Here is a 17,868-nt window from a genome sequence, read left to right on the forward strand (position 1 = left end):
TTATGCCTCCCTCTTTGAGATACTTGAAAATTTATTGTATTCTTTTTGGAAAATCAATTCCACCGTTCCACGAGCTCCACTACGGTTTTTCTCGATGATAACCTCAACCTTGTTATTTAGAATTCCTTCCTCTTCTTCACCCGCACGATCGTAGTAGTCGTCACGGTATAGAAAGGCTACGATATCCGCATCCTGCTCGATAGAACCCGATTCACGAATATCAGACAAGACTGGTCTCTTATCCTGACGCTGTTCCACTCCACGAGATAACTGACTGAGAGCAATGACTGGAACCTTCAATTCCTTAGCTAGAATTTTCAACTGACGAGAAATTTCAGAGACTTCTTGTTGGCGGTTCTCACGACCAGTACCTGTGATAAGCTGTAGGTAGTCGATCAAAATCAAGCCTAGATTGCCTGTTTCTTGAGCCAGTTTACGTGAACGCGAACGAATTTCCGTGATCCGAATCCCTGGCGTATCATCAATATAGATACTCGCGTTGGCTAGATTCCCTTGAGCAATGGTATATTTTTGCCATTCCTCATCAGTCAATTGACCTGTACGGATAGAATGGGACTCCACCAAACCTTCAGCAGCCAACATACGGTCTACTAGACTTTCCGCACCCATTTCCAGCGAAAAGATAGCAACCGTCTTGTCCAACTTAGTCCCGATGTTCTGAGCAATGTTCAAAGCAAAGGCCGTCTTACCAACCGCTGGACGAGCCGCTAGTATAATTAGTTCCTCCTCATGGAGACCTGTCGTCATATGGTCCAAATCACGGTAGCCCGTTGCAATACCAGTGATATCCGTTGTTTGTTGTGACCGAACTTCTAGGTTCCCAAAGTTGATATTTAAAATATCTCGGATGTTCTTGAATCCACTACGATTGGCGTTTTCGCTAACATCAATGAGTCCCTTTTCAGCCTGAGCGATGATTTCATCTGCAGGCTTAGAAGCCTCATAAGCTTGGTTGACAGACTCTGTCAACTTGGAAATCAAGCGACGTAGCATAGCCTTTTCCGCCACAATTTTAGCATAATATTCCGCATTAGCTGAAGTTGGTACAGAGTTAACAATTTCAACAAGATAGGACAAGCCACCAATATTTTGGAGATCGCCTTGGCTATCCAAAATCGTCCGAACTGTAGTCGCATCAATTGCTTCTCCACGATCCGACAAGTCTACCATCGCTTGGAAAATCAACCGATGAGCATACTTAAAGAAGTCACGAGAATCAATGTATTCTCGGACAAAAACGAGCTTACTCTCATCTATAAAAATAGCCCCCAGAACAGATTGTTCTGCCAAAATATCCTGAGGTTGAACTCGCAGTTCCTCTACTTCTGCCATCCGACTTTCCTTCCTTTTACAATCTTGTCAAGAAGTTGTAAACTTAACCTTCTTTTACACGAAGATTGATGAGACTTGTAACATCTTGATAGATCTTCACTGGTACATCAATCAAACCTACTGCTCGAATTGGTGCTTGCACTTGAATATTGCGTTTGTCAATCTTGATACCAAACTGCTTTTGCAATTCTTCTGCAATTTTCTTGTTAGTGATGGAACCAAATGTACGGCCATCTGGTCCAACCTTTTCAACAAACTCTACAACTGTTTCTTCTGCCTCAAGCTTAGCCTTGATGGCTTTTGCTTCAGCAATCATTTCAGCATGAGCCTTTTCTTCTGATTTTTGTTTTCCACGCAACTCACCCACTGCTTGAGCAGTTGCTTCCTTGGCCAAATTCTTTTTAATCAGGAAGTTTTGAGCGTAGCCAGTTGGTACTTCCTTAATTTCGCCTTTCTTCCCTTTTCCTTTAACATCTGCTAAAAAGATTACTTTCATTCTTCTTTCTCCTTTTCCTTTAGTTCTTCCAAGATTAGTTGAGTCAATTTTTCTCCTGCATCCGACAAACTCATATCCTCGATTTGCGCGGCAGCTAGATTAAAGTGACCACCGCCACCCAACTCTTCCATAATGCGTTGCACATTGATTTTACTACGACTTCGAGCCGAGATAGAGATAAATCCTTGTGTATTTTTTGCCAGAACGAAACTAGCCTCAATACCTGACATAGCTAGCATAGCATCGGCAGCCTTACTGATAACAACTGTGTCATAAGACATTGAGTCCTTAGCTTGGGCAATCAAGATATCTGAACCTAACTTACGACCTTGTAAAATAAGTTCATTTACCTCACGGTATTCTTCAAAATCTGTCGCAGCAATCTCCTGGATCGCAATGCTGTCGCTTCCACGTGTTCGAAGGTAGCTAGCCACATCAAAAGTTCGACTCGTTACTCGAGACGTAAAGTTTTTGGTATCCAGCATCATACCACCCATCAGTACACTGGCCTGCATACGACTTAAACGATTTTTCTTAGAATTTTGGAACTGAATCAATTCTGTGACCAACTCACTCGCACTACTTGCTCCACTTTCGATATAGGTGATGACTGCATTTTCTGGAAAATCCTGATCACGTCTATGATGGTCAATAACAATAGTTTGAGTGAACAAATCATAAAAATCTTTTGACAAGGTCAGAGCCGTCTTGGAATGATCCACCAGAATCAATAATGAACGGTTTGTAACTAGCTTCATCGCATCTGTAAGAGATAAGAGTTTCGTGATATCTTCCTTCTTCAAGAACTGAATAGCACGTTCGATATCTGCTGGCATATGGTCTGCATCGTAGACAGCATAACTGTTCTCAATAATATTACTTGCAAACAACTGCATACCAACAGCAGAGCCCAAAGCATCCATATCTAGATTTTTATGACCGACTACAAAAACTTGGTCAACACTTCGAATCTTATCAGAAATGGCTGTCATCATGGCTCTGGTACGTGTACGAGTACGTTTGATAGATGCAGCAGTTCCTCCACCAAAGTAGACAGGATTCTTGGTTTCGTTATTTTCCTTGACCACCACCTGGTCACCACCGCGAACTTCTGCTAAGTTCAAGTTGAGCAAGGCAATTTTCCCTATCTCTTCATGATTTCCATCACCATAAGAAAATCCCATACTTAAGGTTAGGGCCAGTTGCCTCTGTTTTGATTCTTCTCGGAAACTATCAATAACAGAGAATTTATCATTCATCAATTCCTCGAGTACTGTGTAATCTGTGAATAAATAAAAACGATCCATCCCCACACGGCGAGAAAACATAGCATACTTACTAGCAAATTCTGAAACAAAATTAGCTACAAAGCTATTGATATGGCTGATATCAGAGTCAGACGTCGCATCCTCCAAATCATCGTAATTATCCACTGAGATGACCCCAATGACTGGACGACTAGTTACCAATTCGACAGTCGCTTCGTACTCCCCAGAAACATCAAAGAAATACAAAACACCCGAAGCCTTGTCCATATGAACAGCATACCGTGTTTCGCCCAAGGTAGCATACGAACCAGGATTCCCAACAGAAGCCTTGATGATGGTTTGAATTAATTCAACATCAATTTCCCCTTCTTCATTCGTCAAAATCAGCTCAGCATAGGGATTAAACCATTCCACTTCGCCACTAGATAAGTCTAATTTCAGGACTCCCACCGGCATTTGATCAAGCAAAGTACTCAAGCTATTTTCAGCTTGATGATTTACGTATTGGATTTGTTCAATTTCGCTCTTTTCATACTGTTTTTTTTGCCAGACAAATAAAAGCAGATAAAGAAGTACAAATAAAAACAAGACACTGATTGTTACAACATTATTTTGTGAAAAAATAATCAGCAAAGTTAAGATTCCGAAAGTTGCAAGTCCTAGCAAGACTGCAGAAAACGGGATTAAATTATTTTTTTTCATTCTAAACCTCTTGCGCATTATTATATCACAAATGCCCTTAAAAAGCGACCCTTTAAAAGATGCAAGCCCTTCATTTCTCTAACTTCAGACACAAAAAGAGGAGGGAATCATCACCCTCCTACCCACGTGTTCAAATCATTAACACCTAACGTTCCACGATAAGGGCAGTCCCCATCCCTCCTCCGATACAGAGAGTTGCTAACCCAGTTTTAGCATCACGTTTCATCATCTCATGTACCAGCGTCACTAGGATACGGCAACCGGAAGCTCCAATTGGGTGACCAAGAGCAATGGCGCCACCATTGACATTGACAATATCTGTGTTAAAGCCAAGTGTTTTCCCAACCACACAAGCCTGGGCAGCAAAGGCTTCATTTGACTCAATCAAGTCGAGATCATCAACTGTCAAATTGCCTTTTTCAAGAGCCTTGCGAGTCGCATAAATCGGCCCACATCCCATCATCTTAGGGTCCAAACCTGCACTTGCATACGAACAAATGCGAGCAATCACTGAGAGTCCTAATTCTTCCGCTTTTTCAGCACTCATGACCAAGACAGCCGCTGCCCCGTCATTGATACCGGAAGCATTTCCCGCTGTGACAGAACCGTCTTTTTTGAAAACAGGATCTAGCTTAGACAAACTCTCTAAGCTAGCATCTTTTCTAGGATATTCATCTGTATCAAAAACGATCGGATCACCTTTGCGTTGAGGAATGACAACTGGCACAATCTCTTCTTTAAAGCGGCCAGATTCTATAGCCGCCACTGCACGTTTTTGTGACTCTAAAGCAAGAGCATCTTGTTCTTCTCGACTGATGCCATATTTTTCAGCCACATTCTCAGCTGTAATCCCCATATGGTATTCGTTAAAAGCATCAGACAAACCGTCCTTAATCATGGTATCTACCACTTTTGAATCGCCCATACGGCCGCCCCAACGGAAGCTTGGCATAACGTATGGCGCCTGACTCATGTTTTCTGCACCACCAGCTACGATAATATCTGCATCGCCACACTGAATTGCTTGAGCAGCCAACTGCACTGCCTTCAAACCGGAACCACAAACCTTGTTGATAGTAAAGGCTGGTGTAAATTCAGGGAGTCCTGCATGAATGCTCATTTGACGAGCTACGTTTTGACCTAAACCTGCGCCTAGTACATTCCCCATAATCACTTCATCTACTAGCTCTGGTTTGACATTGGCTTTTTCCAAAGCACTCTTAATAACCAACGCTCCCAAATCAACAGCTGAAACATTCTTCAAACTTCCTCCAAAGGAGCCTATTGGAGTTCGCACTGCTGAAACAATCACCACGTCTTTCATAACTGTCCCCATTTATACCTTTTATAATGATGCAATACAAAAGTGGTTTACACTGGTGTAAACCACTTTAAAAATTCTATTTTATGATTCTTTCACTTCTAACAAACCAACTTCACCATCTTCACGGCGATACAAAACATTAGTTGTTTGATCTTCCACATCTACATAGATAAAGAAATCATGTCCCAATAAATCCATTTGGAGAAGGGCTTCTTCTAAATCCATTGGCTTCAAATCAATTTGTTTTGAACGAACGACTTTTGGTTGCACAACATTTGCATCTTCAACTAGAGCATCTGTAAAGAGTTGACTTGTCGCAACTTTATTTTTATTCTTACGTTCGATTTTAGTCTTATTTTTACGAATCTGACGTTCAATTTTATCTGTTACAAGATCGATAGAACCATACATATCTTGAGAAATATCTTCAGCACGAAGAGTGATAGATCCAAGTGGAATTGTTACTTCAACCTTTGCCGTTTTCTCACGGTAAACTTTCAAGTTCACACGTGCATCCAACTCCTGCTCAGGTTGAAAATACTTTTCAATCTTTTCGAGTTTAGAAACTACATAATCACGAATTGCTTCTGTTACTTCTAGGTTTTCACCACGGATACTATATTTAATCATATAAGTACCTTCTTTCTAAACATTTTTGTTTTTCTAACTATATTATAACGCTTTCATTTTCATTTTGCAAATTTTTTCCTCATCTTACAAGGGAAAAAGTTTTAACTTCCAAAGCACCTGCTTCTGCCAAAAGTCGTTTCACACGATTCACAGTTGCCCCTGTTGTATAGATGTCATCAATCAGCAAAATCTTCTTAGGAAGTGAGATTCCATCTTTAATAAAAAATGGAATTTCAGTAGCCAATCTTTCCAAACGGCTTTTAGAAGAACTAGCACTCTCTTCTCTTTTTCCTAATATATCTTTAAAAGAAAAGCCTGCCGCCTCAACCAAACCCTCGACTTGGTTAAACCCCCTCTCAAGCAATCTTCCAGGACTTAGGGGAATTACAACAAATTGATATCCTCTATACTTTTTCAGCTCCTCAGCAAGAACGGAAGCAAAAACTTTTCTAAGCAAAAAATCACCATCAAACTTATATTGACTGAAAAAGTCTTTCATAGCTTGATTATAGGTAAAGATTGCCTTATGATCAACCTGAATTCCTTCTTTACACCAAAGTTTACAATCTTGACATTGAGTTGACACCCCTGTTTTCATACAGTTTGGGCAATATTTCTCACCAATCTTCTCAAAATTCGAAGCACAAGCTGAGCAAAGATTACTGCAATCATCTTTCAAAAGGAAAAGACTACTAAAAGTTAACTCACTTTTTGTAGTCTGACCACATAATAAACAGTTCATAATCCCGCCTCCTTGTTCATCTGCTTGATTTCCTTGATTGCCTTCTTGATGGAAGCATTTAATCCATCATGAAAGAAGAGCAACTCACCAGTCGGTCTGTCCATACTACGCCCAACTCGACCACCAATCTGAATCAAGCTAGACTTGGTAAAGAGACGATGATTAGCTTCTACTACGAAAACATCTACACAAGGGAAGGTAACTCCGCGTTCCAATATTGTCGTACTGATCAGTATCGTCAACTCTCCATCTCGAAAAGCTTGTACTTGCTCTAATCGATTTTCTGTGATAGAAGATACAAAACCGATATTCTCATTCGGGAAATCCACCTGTAGTATTTCTTTTAGTTTTTCGCCTTTCTTAATCTCTGATGCAAAAATCAGCAGTGGATAACCTGTTCTTCTCTGTTTCTCAATGTAGGTTTTTAACTTGGTTGACAATTGATTTTTCTCTAAACAGCGATTAAAATCCGATAACCAGACAGATTTAGGAATAATCAAAGGATTTCCATGAAACCGTCTCGGCAAGCTTAATCTTTTTAATTCCCCTGTGCGAACCTTCCTATCTAACTCATCTGTAGAAGTTGCTGTAAGGAATATCCTCAATCCATCCTCCTTTACACTATTCTTTACAGCATAGTAAAGCATAGTGTTGTCAACATAAGGAAAGGCATCTACCTCATCCACTATCAACAAATCAAAAGCATGATAAAATTTTAATAACTGATGAGTTGTTGCAATTACTAAGGGAGTTCGAAAATAGGGCTCTGATTCGCCATGGAGTAGCGCTATATCGCAAGCAAAGTCATTCTGCAGTCGCTTATACAGTTCTAAACATACATCAATTCGAGGACTGGCCAAACAAACTGCACCACCATCATCAATCACTTTAGCCACAACTTGATAGATCATCTCTGTCTTTCCAGCACCTGTCACAGCATGAACTAAAGTCGGTTCTTTCTTTTCGACTGCTCGAACCAACCCCTCTGATACCTTTTCCTGAAAAGGGGTTAACTGACCACGCCATTTGAGAACATCTTGCTTAGGAAAATTCTCCTGCGGAAAATAGTATAAAGCTTGATCACTCCTGACTCGCTTCATCAGCAAACACTCCCTACAATAGTAGGCACCAATAGGCAAATACCATTCTTCTAGAATCAAACTATTACAACGTTGACAAAACAGTTTCCCCTTCTCTTTTCTCATTGCTGGCAGTCTCACTGCTACATGTCGTTCTTCTTCAGTTAATTCTTTCTCAGTAAACAAGCGACCGAGATAATTTGGATTTACTTTCATACTTTAATATTCGTAAAAATCTAGCGCTTTAGAATTTTTTTTAGTACAATTAAATCATGGAATTTAGAACGATTAAAGAGGATGGGCAGGTCCAAGAAGAAATCAAAAAATCCCTCTTTATCTGTCATGCCAAGCGTGTTTATAGCGAAGAAGAGGCTCGTGACTTCATCACTACCATCAAAAAAGAACACTATAAAGCCACCCATAACTGCTCTGCTTTTATTCTAGGGGAACGCAGTGAAATCAAGCGTACGAGTGATGATGGGGAGCCTAGTGGTACTGCTGGAATCCCTATGCTGGGTGTCTTAGAAAATCATAATCTTACCAATGTCTGCGTAGTAGTTACTCGTTACTTTGGTGGAATTAAGTTAGGCGCTGGAGGTTTGATTCGTGCTTACGCAGGTAGTGTGGCCTTGGCTGTCAAAGAAATTGGCATTATTGAAATCAAAGAGCAGGCTGGCATAGCCATTCAGATGTCTTACGCTCAGTATCAAGAATATGGCAATTTCCTTAGAGAGCATCATCTCATGGAGCTGGATACAAACTTTACAGATCAAGTTGATACAATGATTTATGTTGATAAGGAAGAGAAAGAAAATATTAAGTCTGCTCTTGTAGAGTTTTTTAATGGAAAGGTTACTTTAACAGATCAAGGTTTACGAGAAGTTGAAGTTCCTGTAAACTTAGTGTAAATAAAGGAGAAATACATGGTGTTTGGAAAATTTATTCAAGGACTTGCTGGTAACTTCAGCGAGGAAAACAAAGAGACTCTTATCAAAGAATATGGTCAATATCTACTAGAGAATGAAGAAATTCAAAGTGGATATAAACTTATTCGCGATTCAATCATCTTTACAAATATCCGTATTATTTTTACAGATAAGCAAGGTGCCACTGGTCGCAAGGTGTCTGTTAAGTCACTCTTTTTGATGAACATTGTAAACATTGAAATGGAAACTGCTGGAGCAGGTATAGATGATAGTGAGATTACGATCACTTATTTAGAAAATGTCTTTCTAAAAGCACACAATGAGCACCTGAGTTTCCATAAATTTGAATTCCCTAAAAAAACGGACATCCTCCCTCTTTACACCTATTTATTAGAATTGGCTTATCACAATCGATTAAAAATTAATGGCTTAGACCTTTGATATAAAAAAATCCTATCACTTTGATAGGATTTCTATATTTTACAAATAGCCTTAAGCGCGTTATACTAGTATCATCTTATACAAAGAGGTATATCTATGACTATTTATAATAATATCACTGAACTTATTGGACAAACACCGATTGTTAAACTCAACAACATTGTTCCAGAGGGTGCTGCAGACGTCTATGTTAAACTAGAAGCTTTTAACCCTGGATCGTCAGTAAAAGACCGTATTGCCCTTAGCATGATTGAAAAAGCAGAACAAGATGGTATTCTAAAACCGGGAGCTACTATTGTTGAAGCAACGAGTGGAAACACTGGTATCGGTCTTTCATGGGTTGGTGCCGCTAAAGGATATAAAGTTGTTATCGTCATGCCTGAAACGATGAGTGTGGAACGACGCAAGATTATCCAAGCCTATGGTGCTGAACTCGTCCTTACTCCTGGTAGCGAAGGAATGAAAGGGGCTATTGCCAAAGCTCAGGAAATCGCCGCTGAACGAGACGGCTTCCTTCCACTCCAATTTAATAATCCAGCTAATCCAGAAGTACACGAAAGAACAACAGGAGCTGAAATACTGGCTGCTTTCGGTTCTGATGGACTAGATGCTTTTGTAGGTGGTGTTGGCACCGGTGGAACGATCTCAGGTGTTTCTCACGCTCTTAAAGCAGCAAATTCAAACATTCAAGTTTATGCAGTTGAGGCAGACGAGTCAGCTATCTTGTCTGGTGAAAAACCAGGACCTCACAAAATTCAAGGCATCTCAGCTGGATTTATTCCTGAAACACTTGATACAAAAGCCTATGATGGTATCGTTCGCGTAACGTCAGATGATGCTCTAGCGCTTGGCCGTGAAATTGGTGGAAAAGAAGGCTTCCTGGTTGGGATTTCTTCAGCTGCAGCGATTTACGGGGCAATTGAGGTTGCTAAGAAATTAGGTACAGGTAAGAAAGTCCTTGCTTTAGCACCAGATAACGGCGAACGTTATTTGTCTACAGCACTCTATGAATTTGAAGTGTAACCTCCTAAATACACTTAGCCCTTATTAAAGGGCTTTTTGTTTACTCATACAGAATCTACTCTCTAGACCAAAAGAAAAAGGAAGCAAATTGCTTCCTTTTCTATTAGTTATTCAAGGCTGCTGCCATTGTAGCTGCAACTTCTGCTTCAAAGTCGTTTGCAGCTTTCTCGATACCTTCACCAACTTCAAAGCGAGCGAACTCAACTACTGAAGCATTTACTGATTCAAGGTAAGCTTCAACTGTCTTGCTGTCATCCATGATGTATACTTGTGCAAGAAGTGTGTATGCTTGGTCAACTTTGGTGTTGTCAAGCATGAAGCGGTCCATTTTACCTGGGATGATTTTGTCCCAGATTTTTTCTGGTTTGCCTTCTGCAGCCAACTCAGCTTTGATATCAGCTTCAGCTTGAGCAATCACTTCATCAGACAATTGTGCTTTTGATCCATACTTCAAGTGTGGAAGAGCTGGTTTACCAACCATTGCACGGCTTTCGTTATCTTGGTCGATTACGTGGTTCAATTGTGCCAACTCATCTTTAACGAATTGCTCATCCAATTCTTTGTAAGAAAGAACTGTTGGTTTCATCGCAGCAATATGCATTGAGATTTGTTTAGCAAGAGCTTCGTCTCCACCTTCGATAACTGAGATAACACCGATACGTCCACCATTGTGTTGGTAAGCTCCGAAGTGTTGTGCATCTGTTTTTTCAAGCAAAGCAAAACGACGGAATGAGATTTTTTCACCGATTGTAGCTGTTGCAGATACATATGCAGCTTCAAGAGTTTCACCTGAAGGCATTGTCAAAGCAAGTGCTTCTTCGTTGTTCGCTGGTTTACCTTCAGCGATTACTTTAGCTGTAGCATTTACCAACTCAACGAATTGAGCGTTTTTCGCAACGAAGTCAGTTTCGGCATTTACTTCAACTACTGCTGCAACGTTACCGTTAACAAATACACCAGTCAAACCTTCTGCAGCAACACGGTCAGCTTTCTTAGCTGCCTTCGCCATACCTTTTTCGCGAAGCAATTCAATCGCTTTTTCGATGTCACCGTCTGTTTCTACAAGCGCTTTTTTAGCGTCCATAACACCGGCACCAGATTTTTCACGTAACTCTTTTACAAGTTTAGCTGTAATTTCTGCCATTTTGATTCTCCTATATTTTTTAAAAATAGGAGAGCTGGGCTAGGCCCCGCCCTCCTAGGTAATTACTATTTATATGAATTAAGCGTTGTCGCCTTCTACAACTTCAACGATTTCTTCGATTGAGTCAGCTTGAGCTTCTGAAGCTGCAAATTCTGCTTCAACTGCTGCTGCATCTTCACCTTGACGTCCTTCGATGATAGCGTCAGCCAATTTAGCTGTGATCAATTTAACAGCGCGGATAGCGTCATCGTTAGCTGGGATGATTACATCGATATCGTCTGGATCAGTGTTTGTGTCAACCATCGCTACAACTGGAATACCCAATTTTTTAGCTTCTTTAACAGCGATTTGTTCTTTATGTGGGTCAACTACGTACATTACATCTGGGATACGAGGCATGTCTTCGATACCACCCAAGAATTTTTCAAGACGTGCACGTTGTTTGTTAAGAAGTGCAACTTCTTTCTTAGGAAGAACGTCGAAGATTCCTTCTTCTTCCATACGTTTGATTTCTTTCAAACGAGCGATACGTTTTTGGATAGTTCCCCAGTTAGTAAGAGTTCCACCCAACCAACGGTGGTTGATGTAGTATTGACCTGAACGTTCTGCTTCTTCTTTAACAGCGTCAGCAGCTTGTTTTTTAGTACCAACAAACAATACAACTGCATCGTTAGCTGCAGCATCACGCATAAAGTCGTATGCTTGGTCAGCGTATTTTACAGTTTGTTGCAAGTCGATAACGTGGATTCCGTTACGCTCAGTGAAGATGTACTTAGCCATCTTAGGGTTCCAGCGACGAGTTTGGTGACCAAAGTGTACACCAGCCTCAAGAAGTTGTTTCATTGAAATTACTGCCATGAGTATTTCTCCTTTTTGTTTTTTTCCTCTCCTCGACTTCAACTTGCAAAACGACCCGAGGGCAACAGTCTCACAATTCATCGAGAATGAGTATTATCGTTTACACGACGAGTTTCATTTTATCACATTTTAGCCATATTTTCAAGTGGTTTTAATAGATTTCGGCCTTGCTTTCGATAAAAAATAATAAAAGAGACTCAAATCGAGCCTCTTCGTTTCATTCATTAGTTTGGATAGATGTATGTTACATAACCTTCAGAAGTTGTAGTTGGGTTGAACCATCCACGTTTGTTACCGATTGTACGATTTCCACCATAGTTTGATTCTGATACTTGAATGCTAGTTGATGATGAAACTGCTGTAACAACCGCTACGTGTCCATATCCACCGTCATTCCAACATGCAATCGCACCAACTTGTGGAGTTGATCCAGTACGGAATCCTGCAGCTGCTGCACTTGTAGCCCACTGCGCTCCGTTACCCCAGTAATCTCCAGCCCAAGGTGCTAATGTTTTAGCTCCCCAAGTACATTCACCAGTTGGATAACTTGAAGCATTTGTACTGTATGTTGGACGCTGTCTAGCTGGAGTTGGAGCAGGTGCTGGAGTGTAGCTCGAATCATCATCTGATGAAGAGCTTGAAGTTGCTTGCACTTGATCTGAAAGTGTTGTATTTCCAGAAGCAACAACTGATTGTTGTTGGCTTGTTTGACGTGCTTTATAAGCCGCTTCTGCTTCGGCTGCTGCTTTCGCTTCTGCCTCTGCTGCTGCTTTTTGTTCCAATAAAGTAGCTTTATCGCTTTCTGCAGTAGCTTTCTCTGCAGCAAGGTTTAACTCAGCAACTTTCAACTCTGCTTGTTTTGTTGTCAATGCTTGTGCATCGTCAGCAAGCGTTTGTTGGTTCGCAATGACAGTGTTGATTGCTTCATTATTTGCAACCTGTTTTTCAGCGATAGATTTCTTATCAGCTTTCTGTTGTTCCAACATTTTGTTGTTAGCTGATACAATCTCGCTCATGGCTGCAACACGTGAAATAGCTTCCGTAATTGATTTTGAGTTTACAATTGTATTGATATAGCTAGTTGCAGCACCGTTTGTTTGTGCGCTACGTGCTTGTTTTTCCAAAGATTCATTACGAGCAACAATGTTCTTAGAGAGCTCTGTAATTTCTCCTTCAAGTTTTTTAGATTCAGCTTGTAGAGTTTCATTCTCAGCTTCCAAGTTCGTTTGTTGAGTTTGGATAGCTGTAACTTGCGTTTGGATTTCATCTACTTGTTTTTGAGCTTCTTTTTGTTGAGCTGTCAAATTACTAATCTTACTATCTTGAGCAGCAATCTTTTCATCAGTTGTTTCAGCGTGGACAGTTGTCAATACCGCCGCTTGTGACACTAATACTGTACTTAATAAAAGTGACGCTAAGATTTTTTTCTTCATATTGTGTAGATACTCCTTCTATTTAAGACATTACTAGTATACCAAAAAAAGACATAATAAATATTACGCCTTTGTTACATTTTTATTTCTTTCTTATAGATAACATTTTTCAAAAATATATTGGAAAACAAGCATCCATAAAAAGTTTAAAATCATTGATGGGACAAGGCTGTAGACGATGAAAACTGACATCGATTCTACTGTCAACCCCATAGCAAGAGCAAGGAGATAGCTCCCCATATCAAATAGGAAACTCATCACAACTATTGTTAACATTCTTGTCCAACGGTTTAGCAAAATTACACTATTAAATTTATGGAGCGAAGCACCTATTAAGATAAATAGAAGCGTCGCAATTCCTATCAAGTGGAAAAAATAGATATCGTACACCAAACCCACTATACCGCAATAAGCTAGATAGAGATATTCTGAAACCTCTATTGTCTCAAACAAAAGAAATAAAAACAGAAAATGACTTGCTAAATGAAAGTGAGGGAAGAAGGATCCCGCTAATTGTCCAATATGTGCATCAATTAGTACGACAAAAGGGAGTATAAAGAAAATACCAATTTGTTTTAACAGTCTCATTGCTAATTCCCCACTAACTCTACCACATGAAGATTTTTGGTGTCAGCACTTAACTTGACTGTTACTTCCTTTGTTAGATAATCACTGCTATGTGTTGTAGCAACAACTTCTCCAACAGGGATATCCTTAACATTAAAGTTTCCGAGCCCCCCTGTAGTCACCTTGTCTCCCGCGCTAATGTCGCTGTTGCTGTTTAATTGACTAATTTTAAGCAGTTCAGATTCCTTATCATAACCAACGATAATCCCGTAAATTTCAGTAGAACCATGCAGGATTTTAACAGAAATTTTGTCTGAATTTTCGGTGTTTGTCAATAGGTTGATCGTTGTTGAATGATCCTCCACCTTTGAAACACTACCAATCAAGCCCCCGTTTGCAATGGCCAACATATTTTCAGAAGCTCCTTTTGAACTTCCAGCATCAATTGTTAACTCTTGTTTCCAAGATACTGGAGCTCGCATAATCACATCTGCTGCAATGGTTTTTGTAGCCTGCAATTTCGACTTCATATCCAGCAACTGACGTAGTTGTTCATTTTCATTTTTTAAACTTTCTGATTGATTAGACTCCACCTCTAGTTGATAGAGCTGTTTCTTTAGACTCTCATTTTCATTGTAAGTCTGCGTCAAATGTCCCAAATCCGATTTGAAAGTATCAAACCACTGAAAGGGTTTTTGAACAATTCTATCTACTAAGGAAATCCCATCTCCTAGTTTCGTCACAATAGCGCTTGAATAGGTTGTCACTAATAGTACAGAAACTGCCAGAACTGTGACAAAAACGATGATTAGATATTTTGATTTTTTAAAACGGTTCATATTCCTACCTTTATACTAAAAACCTGCTACTGTGAGCTTCTTATCAATCCTACAAACCTGCTAAGATTTTAAGAAAAATAAGAAACATCCCAGTACCAAAATCACAAGAATTGCCAGTGTATCCTTTTGACTCCATCTCAACTGTCTATACTGACTTCTACCCTTTCCTCCCTGATAACCACGCGCTTCCATGGCAATTGCCAATGAATCTGCACGCTTTAAGCTCGTCGCAAAAAGAGGAATTAAAATTGGAATCATAGCCTTTACTTTTTGAACGATGCTACCTTCGCCAAAGTCAACTCCACGAGCTTTTTGAGCATTCATAATTCTCGTTGTGTCATCCATCAAGGTTGGAACAAAACGCAAACTCATTGATAACATGAGACCAATTTCATGAACGGGAACTTTCACGCGTTTCAGCGGTGCTAAAAGAGCTTCAACTGCAGCTGCCAGACTCAAAGGCATGGTTGTTAACGTTAGCAAAGTTGAAAAGAAAATAATCAACACAAAACGACAGAAAATAATCCCAGCTTGTTGCAAAGCATAATCCGTTATTCTTATAAAAGAAAACTCAAATAGGACATTTCCACTTGAAATGAAAAAGAGCTGAAAAAGAGTCGTAAAGGCGATCAAGAAGAACATGGATTTTAATCCCTGAACGAAAAATGAGAGAGAAACGCCCGATAATGCGATAAATATACCTGTCGCTACAAACAGAACGAGATTGGTGAGAGGATTATTGGCCCAAAATACAATCAAAATCAGCAGGATCATGGCAAGCAATTTACTACGTGGATCCAAGCGATGAATGATGGAATCCCCTGGTATATAACGCCCTAAAATCATACTATCCATTTAGCGACTCCTTAAACTCCTCTATCTTGATTGGCAGTTTTTTAAAAGCTACACCTCTATCTGCCAAACGCTTACAAAAGGCTGTGATTTTAGGCACACCTAACTGTACCTTTTCCATAGAGGCTACATCTTGAAAGACATCACTTGGTTTGCCACTTTTGACCAAACGCCCCTTTTCCATAACATAAACCTGATCAGCATATGAAGCTACATCATCCATCAAATGCGTTACCAGAACGATTGTCATTCCAGAAAGGTGGAGTTCTTTAAACAAGGTCATCAATTCTTTTCTGCCCAAAGGATCAAGCCCTGCTGTCGGCTCATCCAAAACCAAAACAGTTGGCTCCATCGCTAGCATACCTGCTATAGCCACACGTCTCATCTGGCCACCCGAAAGTTCAAACGGGCTACGCTCAAAGAGTGACTCATCGATGCCTACCAAGGCTAACTTTTCACGCGCAATTTTCTTGGCCTCTTCCTCAGAAACTCCAAAATTTTGCGGTCCAAATGCAACATCTTTCAAAACAGTCTCTTCGAAAATCTGATTTTCAGCAAATTGAAACACTAGACCAACCTGCTTTCGAATCTGACGAATTTCTTTATTGGTTGATGTAGGGGTAATGACAGTATCAAAAACTCGAACAGAACCCTTACTTGGTATTAATAGGCCATTTAAAAGCTGTAAAATCGTTGATTTCCCACTACCTGTGTGCCCTACCAAAGCCGTATAGGAACCATCCTCAATCGTCAAGGAAACATCAGTCAAGGCTGATGAAGATAGGGGAGTCCCCTCTTGATAGGTAAAGCTCACATTTTCTAGAGTAATTCCCATAACTTGTCCTCTAGCTCTCTTTCTGTCAAATAGCCATCCGGCAACTGATAGCCAGTCTCTCTCAAAGAGCCTCTCAATTGATTAGCAAAAGGCTCATCTAACCCTATCTGGTCAAGGTCATCCCGAGAAAAAAGTTCTCTTGGGCTACTGGTTGACTCCACTTGGCCTTTTTTCATGACCAAGACACGGTCACTCATCGCAACTTCCTCTAAATCATGTGTAATGGAGACGACTGTCATCTGGTGGTCTTTTCGAATCTCTTGAACTGTCTGAATCAGTTCTCTGCGTCCCTCAGGATCCAACATACTTGTAGCCTCGTCCAAAATCAAAATAGCTGGTCTCAGGGCAACAACTCCCGCAATAGCCACACGCTGTTTTTGTCCACCAGATAAACGAGCTGGTTCTCTATTCTTAAAGTCCAGCATCCCTACCAACTCCAAAGATTCGGCCACTCTCTTCTTCATTTCTTCACGAGGAAGTCCCTGATTTTCTAAACCAAAGGCAACATCATCTTCAACAGTCGCCCCCACAAATTGGTTATCTGGATTTTGAAAAACCATACCAATTTGTCGACGCAAGTCCCAAACATTCTCAGAGGACAACAATTGCCCATCTATCCAGATTTCCCCAGACTCTGCTTCAAGCAAGCCATCAATCAAACGGATAGTTGTCGATTTCCCACTCCCATTATGACCTACAATCGAAAGCCATTCTCCCCGTTTCACGTGAAACGAGACATTATTAACATCATAATGATCCTGGTCTTCCTTGTAACGAAAAGACAGATCTTTTACTTCAATAATCGATTTCATTTCGAACCAAATGTCCCTTTGAATACATGAGCGCTACCCTTGAAATAATCATAGCCAGAGTAGATAGTGAAAAACAAAGCGATATAAAGCAACAGCTGACCAATTAAATTCCAATGTAAGAGCAAAAAGATGATGGCAAACATCTGACTAAAGGTCTTGATTTTCCCTGGCATCGCTGCTGCTAGAACTGTCCCTCCCGTCTCAACAAGCAACAAACGCAAGCCTGTCACCGCAAGTTCACGACAGATGATAATAGCAACAACCCAAGCTGGAGCCATGCCTAACTCAATCAACATGATAAAAGCTGACATAACCAACAGCTTATCAGCCATCGGATCTGCAAATTTTCCAAAGTTGCTGACTACATTCCATTTACGAGCAAGGTAACCATCAAGATAATCCGTTATACTAGCAACTGCAAAGATGATCGCTGCCAGCAAATGACTTCCTTGTGAATGGCCCAAAGTCAAAATAAGAATAAAGAGAGGTATAAAGAGAATTCTACCAATAGTTAATACATTAGGAATTTGTTCTTTTTTCATTG

The 17,868-nt window shown here is 40.3% G+C and carries 19 protein-coding genes; 3 read left to right on the forward strand and 16 right to left on the reverse strand.

Translation table 11 applies throughout. The annotated features are described in order from the left end of the window. The 7 genes from dnaB to M1G01_RS07090 all read right to left on the reverse strand — a co-directional run bounded on the left by dnaB (nucleotide 1) and on the right by M1G01_RS07090 (nucleotide 7,810). Complete coding sequence (gene dnaB / locus M1G01_RS07060; RefSeq protein ID WP_247931478.1) at nucleotides 1-1,353, reverse strand: replicative DNA helicase; 1,353 nt, start codon at nucleotides 1,351-1,353, stop codon at nucleotides 1-3. 43 nt (nucleotides 1,354-1,396) lie between these two features. Next, nucleotides 1,397-1,849 carry a 50S ribosomal protein L9 gene (gene rplI / locus M1G01_RS07065; RefSeq protein ID WP_084937457.1) on the reverse strand — a complete coding sequence of 151 codons (453 nt, stop codon included), beginning with the start codon at nucleotides 1,847-1,849 and terminating at the stop codon, nucleotides 1,397-1,399. Then, nucleotides 1,846-3,819, reverse strand: coding sequence for a DHH family phosphoesterase (locus M1G01_RS07070; RefSeq protein ID WP_247931479.1), 1,974 nt, complete (start codon nucleotides 3,817-3,819; stop codon nucleotides 1,846-1,848). Before M1G01_RS07070 ends, rplI begins: the two co-directional genes overlap by 4 nt. Nucleotides 3,820-3,964: 145 nt before the next feature. Continuing rightward, on the reverse strand, nucleotides 3,965-5,143 hold the full coding sequence (locus M1G01_RS07075; RefSeq protein ID WP_247931514.1) for an acetyl-CoA C-acetyltransferase: 1,179 nt from the start codon (nucleotides 5,141-5,143) through the stop codon (nucleotides 3,965-3,967). Between the two features lie 81 nt (nucleotides 5,144-5,224). After that, entirely contained in the window at nucleotides 5,225-5,773 is a 549-nt protein-coding gene (hpf, locus tag M1G01_RS07080; RefSeq protein WP_000599111.1) for a ribosome hibernation-promoting factor, HPF/YfiA family, read from the reverse strand. 79 nt (nucleotides 5,774-5,852) lie between these two features. After that, complete coding sequence (locus M1G01_RS07085) at nucleotides 5,853-6,515, reverse strand: ComF family protein (protein WP_247931480.1); 663 nt, start codon at nucleotides 6,513-6,515, stop codon at nucleotides 5,853-5,855. Next, nucleotides 6,512-7,810: an ATP-dependent helicase ComFA gene (locus M1G01_RS07090; RefSeq protein WP_247931481.1), complete on the reverse strand. Its 1,299-nt coding sequence runs from the start codon at nucleotides 7,808-7,810 to the stop codon at nucleotides 6,512-6,514. Before M1G01_RS07090 ends, M1G01_RS07085 begins: the two co-directional genes overlap by 4 nt. Before the next feature lie 56 nt (nucleotides 7,811-7,866). Here M1G01_RS07090 and M1G01_RS07095 point away from each other — a divergent pair, with 56 nt between their 5' ends. From M1G01_RS07095 to cysK, 3 genes are all read left to right on the forward strand, one after another. After that, nucleotides 7,867-8,502: a YigZ family protein gene (locus M1G01_RS07095; RefSeq protein WP_247931482.1), complete on the forward strand. Its 636-nt coding sequence runs from the start codon at nucleotides 7,867-7,869 to the stop codon at nucleotides 8,500-8,502. 15 nt (nucleotides 8,503-8,517) lie between these two features. After that, nucleotides 8,518-8,961, forward strand: a complete 444-nt coding sequence (locus M1G01_RS07100) for a PH domain-containing protein (protein ID WP_070799863.1) — start codon at nucleotides 8,518-8,520, stop codon at nucleotides 8,959-8,961. A 96-nt stretch (nucleotides 8,962-9,057) separates the two neighbouring features. After that, a complete protein-coding gene (gene cysK / locus M1G01_RS07105; RefSeq protein ID WP_000158480.1) occupies nucleotides 9,058-9,984 on the forward strand; it encodes a cysteine synthase A in 927 nt (308 codons plus the stop codon). Between the two features lie 103 nt (nucleotides 9,985-10,087). On the opposite strand, the gene tsf is transcribed toward cysK, so the two are convergent. The 9 genes from tsf to pgsA form a co-directional block, all read right to left on the reverse strand. Continuing rightward, nucleotides 10,088-11,128, reverse strand: a complete 1,041-nt coding sequence (gene tsf, locus M1G01_RS07110) for a translation elongation factor Ts (protein WP_070837227.1) — start codon at nucleotides 11,126-11,128, stop codon at nucleotides 10,088-10,090. Nucleotides 11,129-11,206: 78 nt separating this feature from the next. Then, on the reverse strand, nucleotides 11,207-11,986 hold the full coding sequence (gene rpsB / locus M1G01_RS07115) for a 30S ribosomal protein S2 (RefSeq protein WP_000268475.1): 780 nt from the start codon (nucleotides 11,984-11,986) through the stop codon (nucleotides 11,207-11,209). A 224-nt stretch (nucleotides 11,987-12,210) separates the two neighbouring features. Continuing rightward, entirely contained in the window at nucleotides 12,211-13,419 is a 1,209-nt protein-coding gene (pcsB, locus tag M1G01_RS07120) for a peptidoglycan hydrolase PcsB (protein WP_070683619.1), read from the reverse strand. A gap of 93 nt (nucleotides 13,420-13,512) precedes the next feature. Then, the gene (mreD, locus tag M1G01_RS07125) at nucleotides 13,513-14,007 is read right to left on the reverse strand and encodes a rod shape-determining protein MreD (RefSeq protein ID WP_001237912.1); all 495 of its coding nucleotides are present in this window, start codon (nucleotides 14,005-14,007) and stop codon (nucleotides 13,513-13,515) included. Nucleotides 14,008-14,009: 2 nt separating this feature from the next. Continuing rightward, nucleotides 14,010-14,825, reverse strand: a complete 816-nt coding sequence (mreC, locus tag M1G01_RS07130; protein ID WP_001078970.1) for a rod shape-determining protein MreC — start codon at nucleotides 14,823-14,825, stop codon at nucleotides 14,010-14,012. A gap of 60 nt (nucleotides 14,826-14,885) precedes the next feature. Further along, nucleotides 14,886-15,680 (reverse strand): energy-coupling factor transporter transmembrane component T family protein, encoded by a 795-nt coding sequence (locus tag M1G01_RS07135; RefSeq protein ID WP_125825949.1) that lies wholly within the window; start codon nucleotides 15,678-15,680, stop codon nucleotides 14,886-14,888. Beyond that, nucleotides 15,673-16,512: an energy-coupling factor transporter ATPase gene (locus tag M1G01_RS07140; RefSeq protein ID WP_125825950.1), complete on the reverse strand. Its 840-nt coding sequence runs from the start codon at nucleotides 16,510-16,512 to the stop codon at nucleotides 15,673-15,675. The genes M1G01_RS07135 and M1G01_RS07140 overlap by 8 nt, the downstream gene beginning before the upstream one ends. Then, complete coding sequence (locus tag M1G01_RS07145; protein ID WP_049501298.1) at nucleotides 16,497-17,324, reverse strand: energy-coupling factor ABC transporter ATP-binding protein; 828 nt, start codon at nucleotides 17,322-17,324, stop codon at nucleotides 16,497-16,499. The genes M1G01_RS07140 and M1G01_RS07145 overlap by 16 nt, the downstream gene beginning before the upstream one ends. Continuing rightward, nucleotides 17,321-17,866: a CDP-diacylglycerol--glycerol-3-phosphate 3-phosphatidyltransferase gene (pgsA, locus tag M1G01_RS07150; protein ID WP_000712149.1), complete on the reverse strand. Its 546-nt coding sequence runs from the start codon at nucleotides 17,864-17,866 to the stop codon at nucleotides 17,321-17,323. The genes M1G01_RS07145 and pgsA overlap by 4 nt, the downstream gene beginning before the upstream one ends. Between the last annotated feature and the right edge of the window lie 2 nt (nucleotides 17,867-17,868).

It is taken from the genome of Streptococcus oralis (genome assembly GCF_023110055.1).
In the GTDB taxonomy this organism is placed as follows: domain Bacteria; phylum Bacillota; class Bacilli; order Lactobacillales; family Streptococcaceae; genus Streptococcus; species Streptococcus oralis_BY.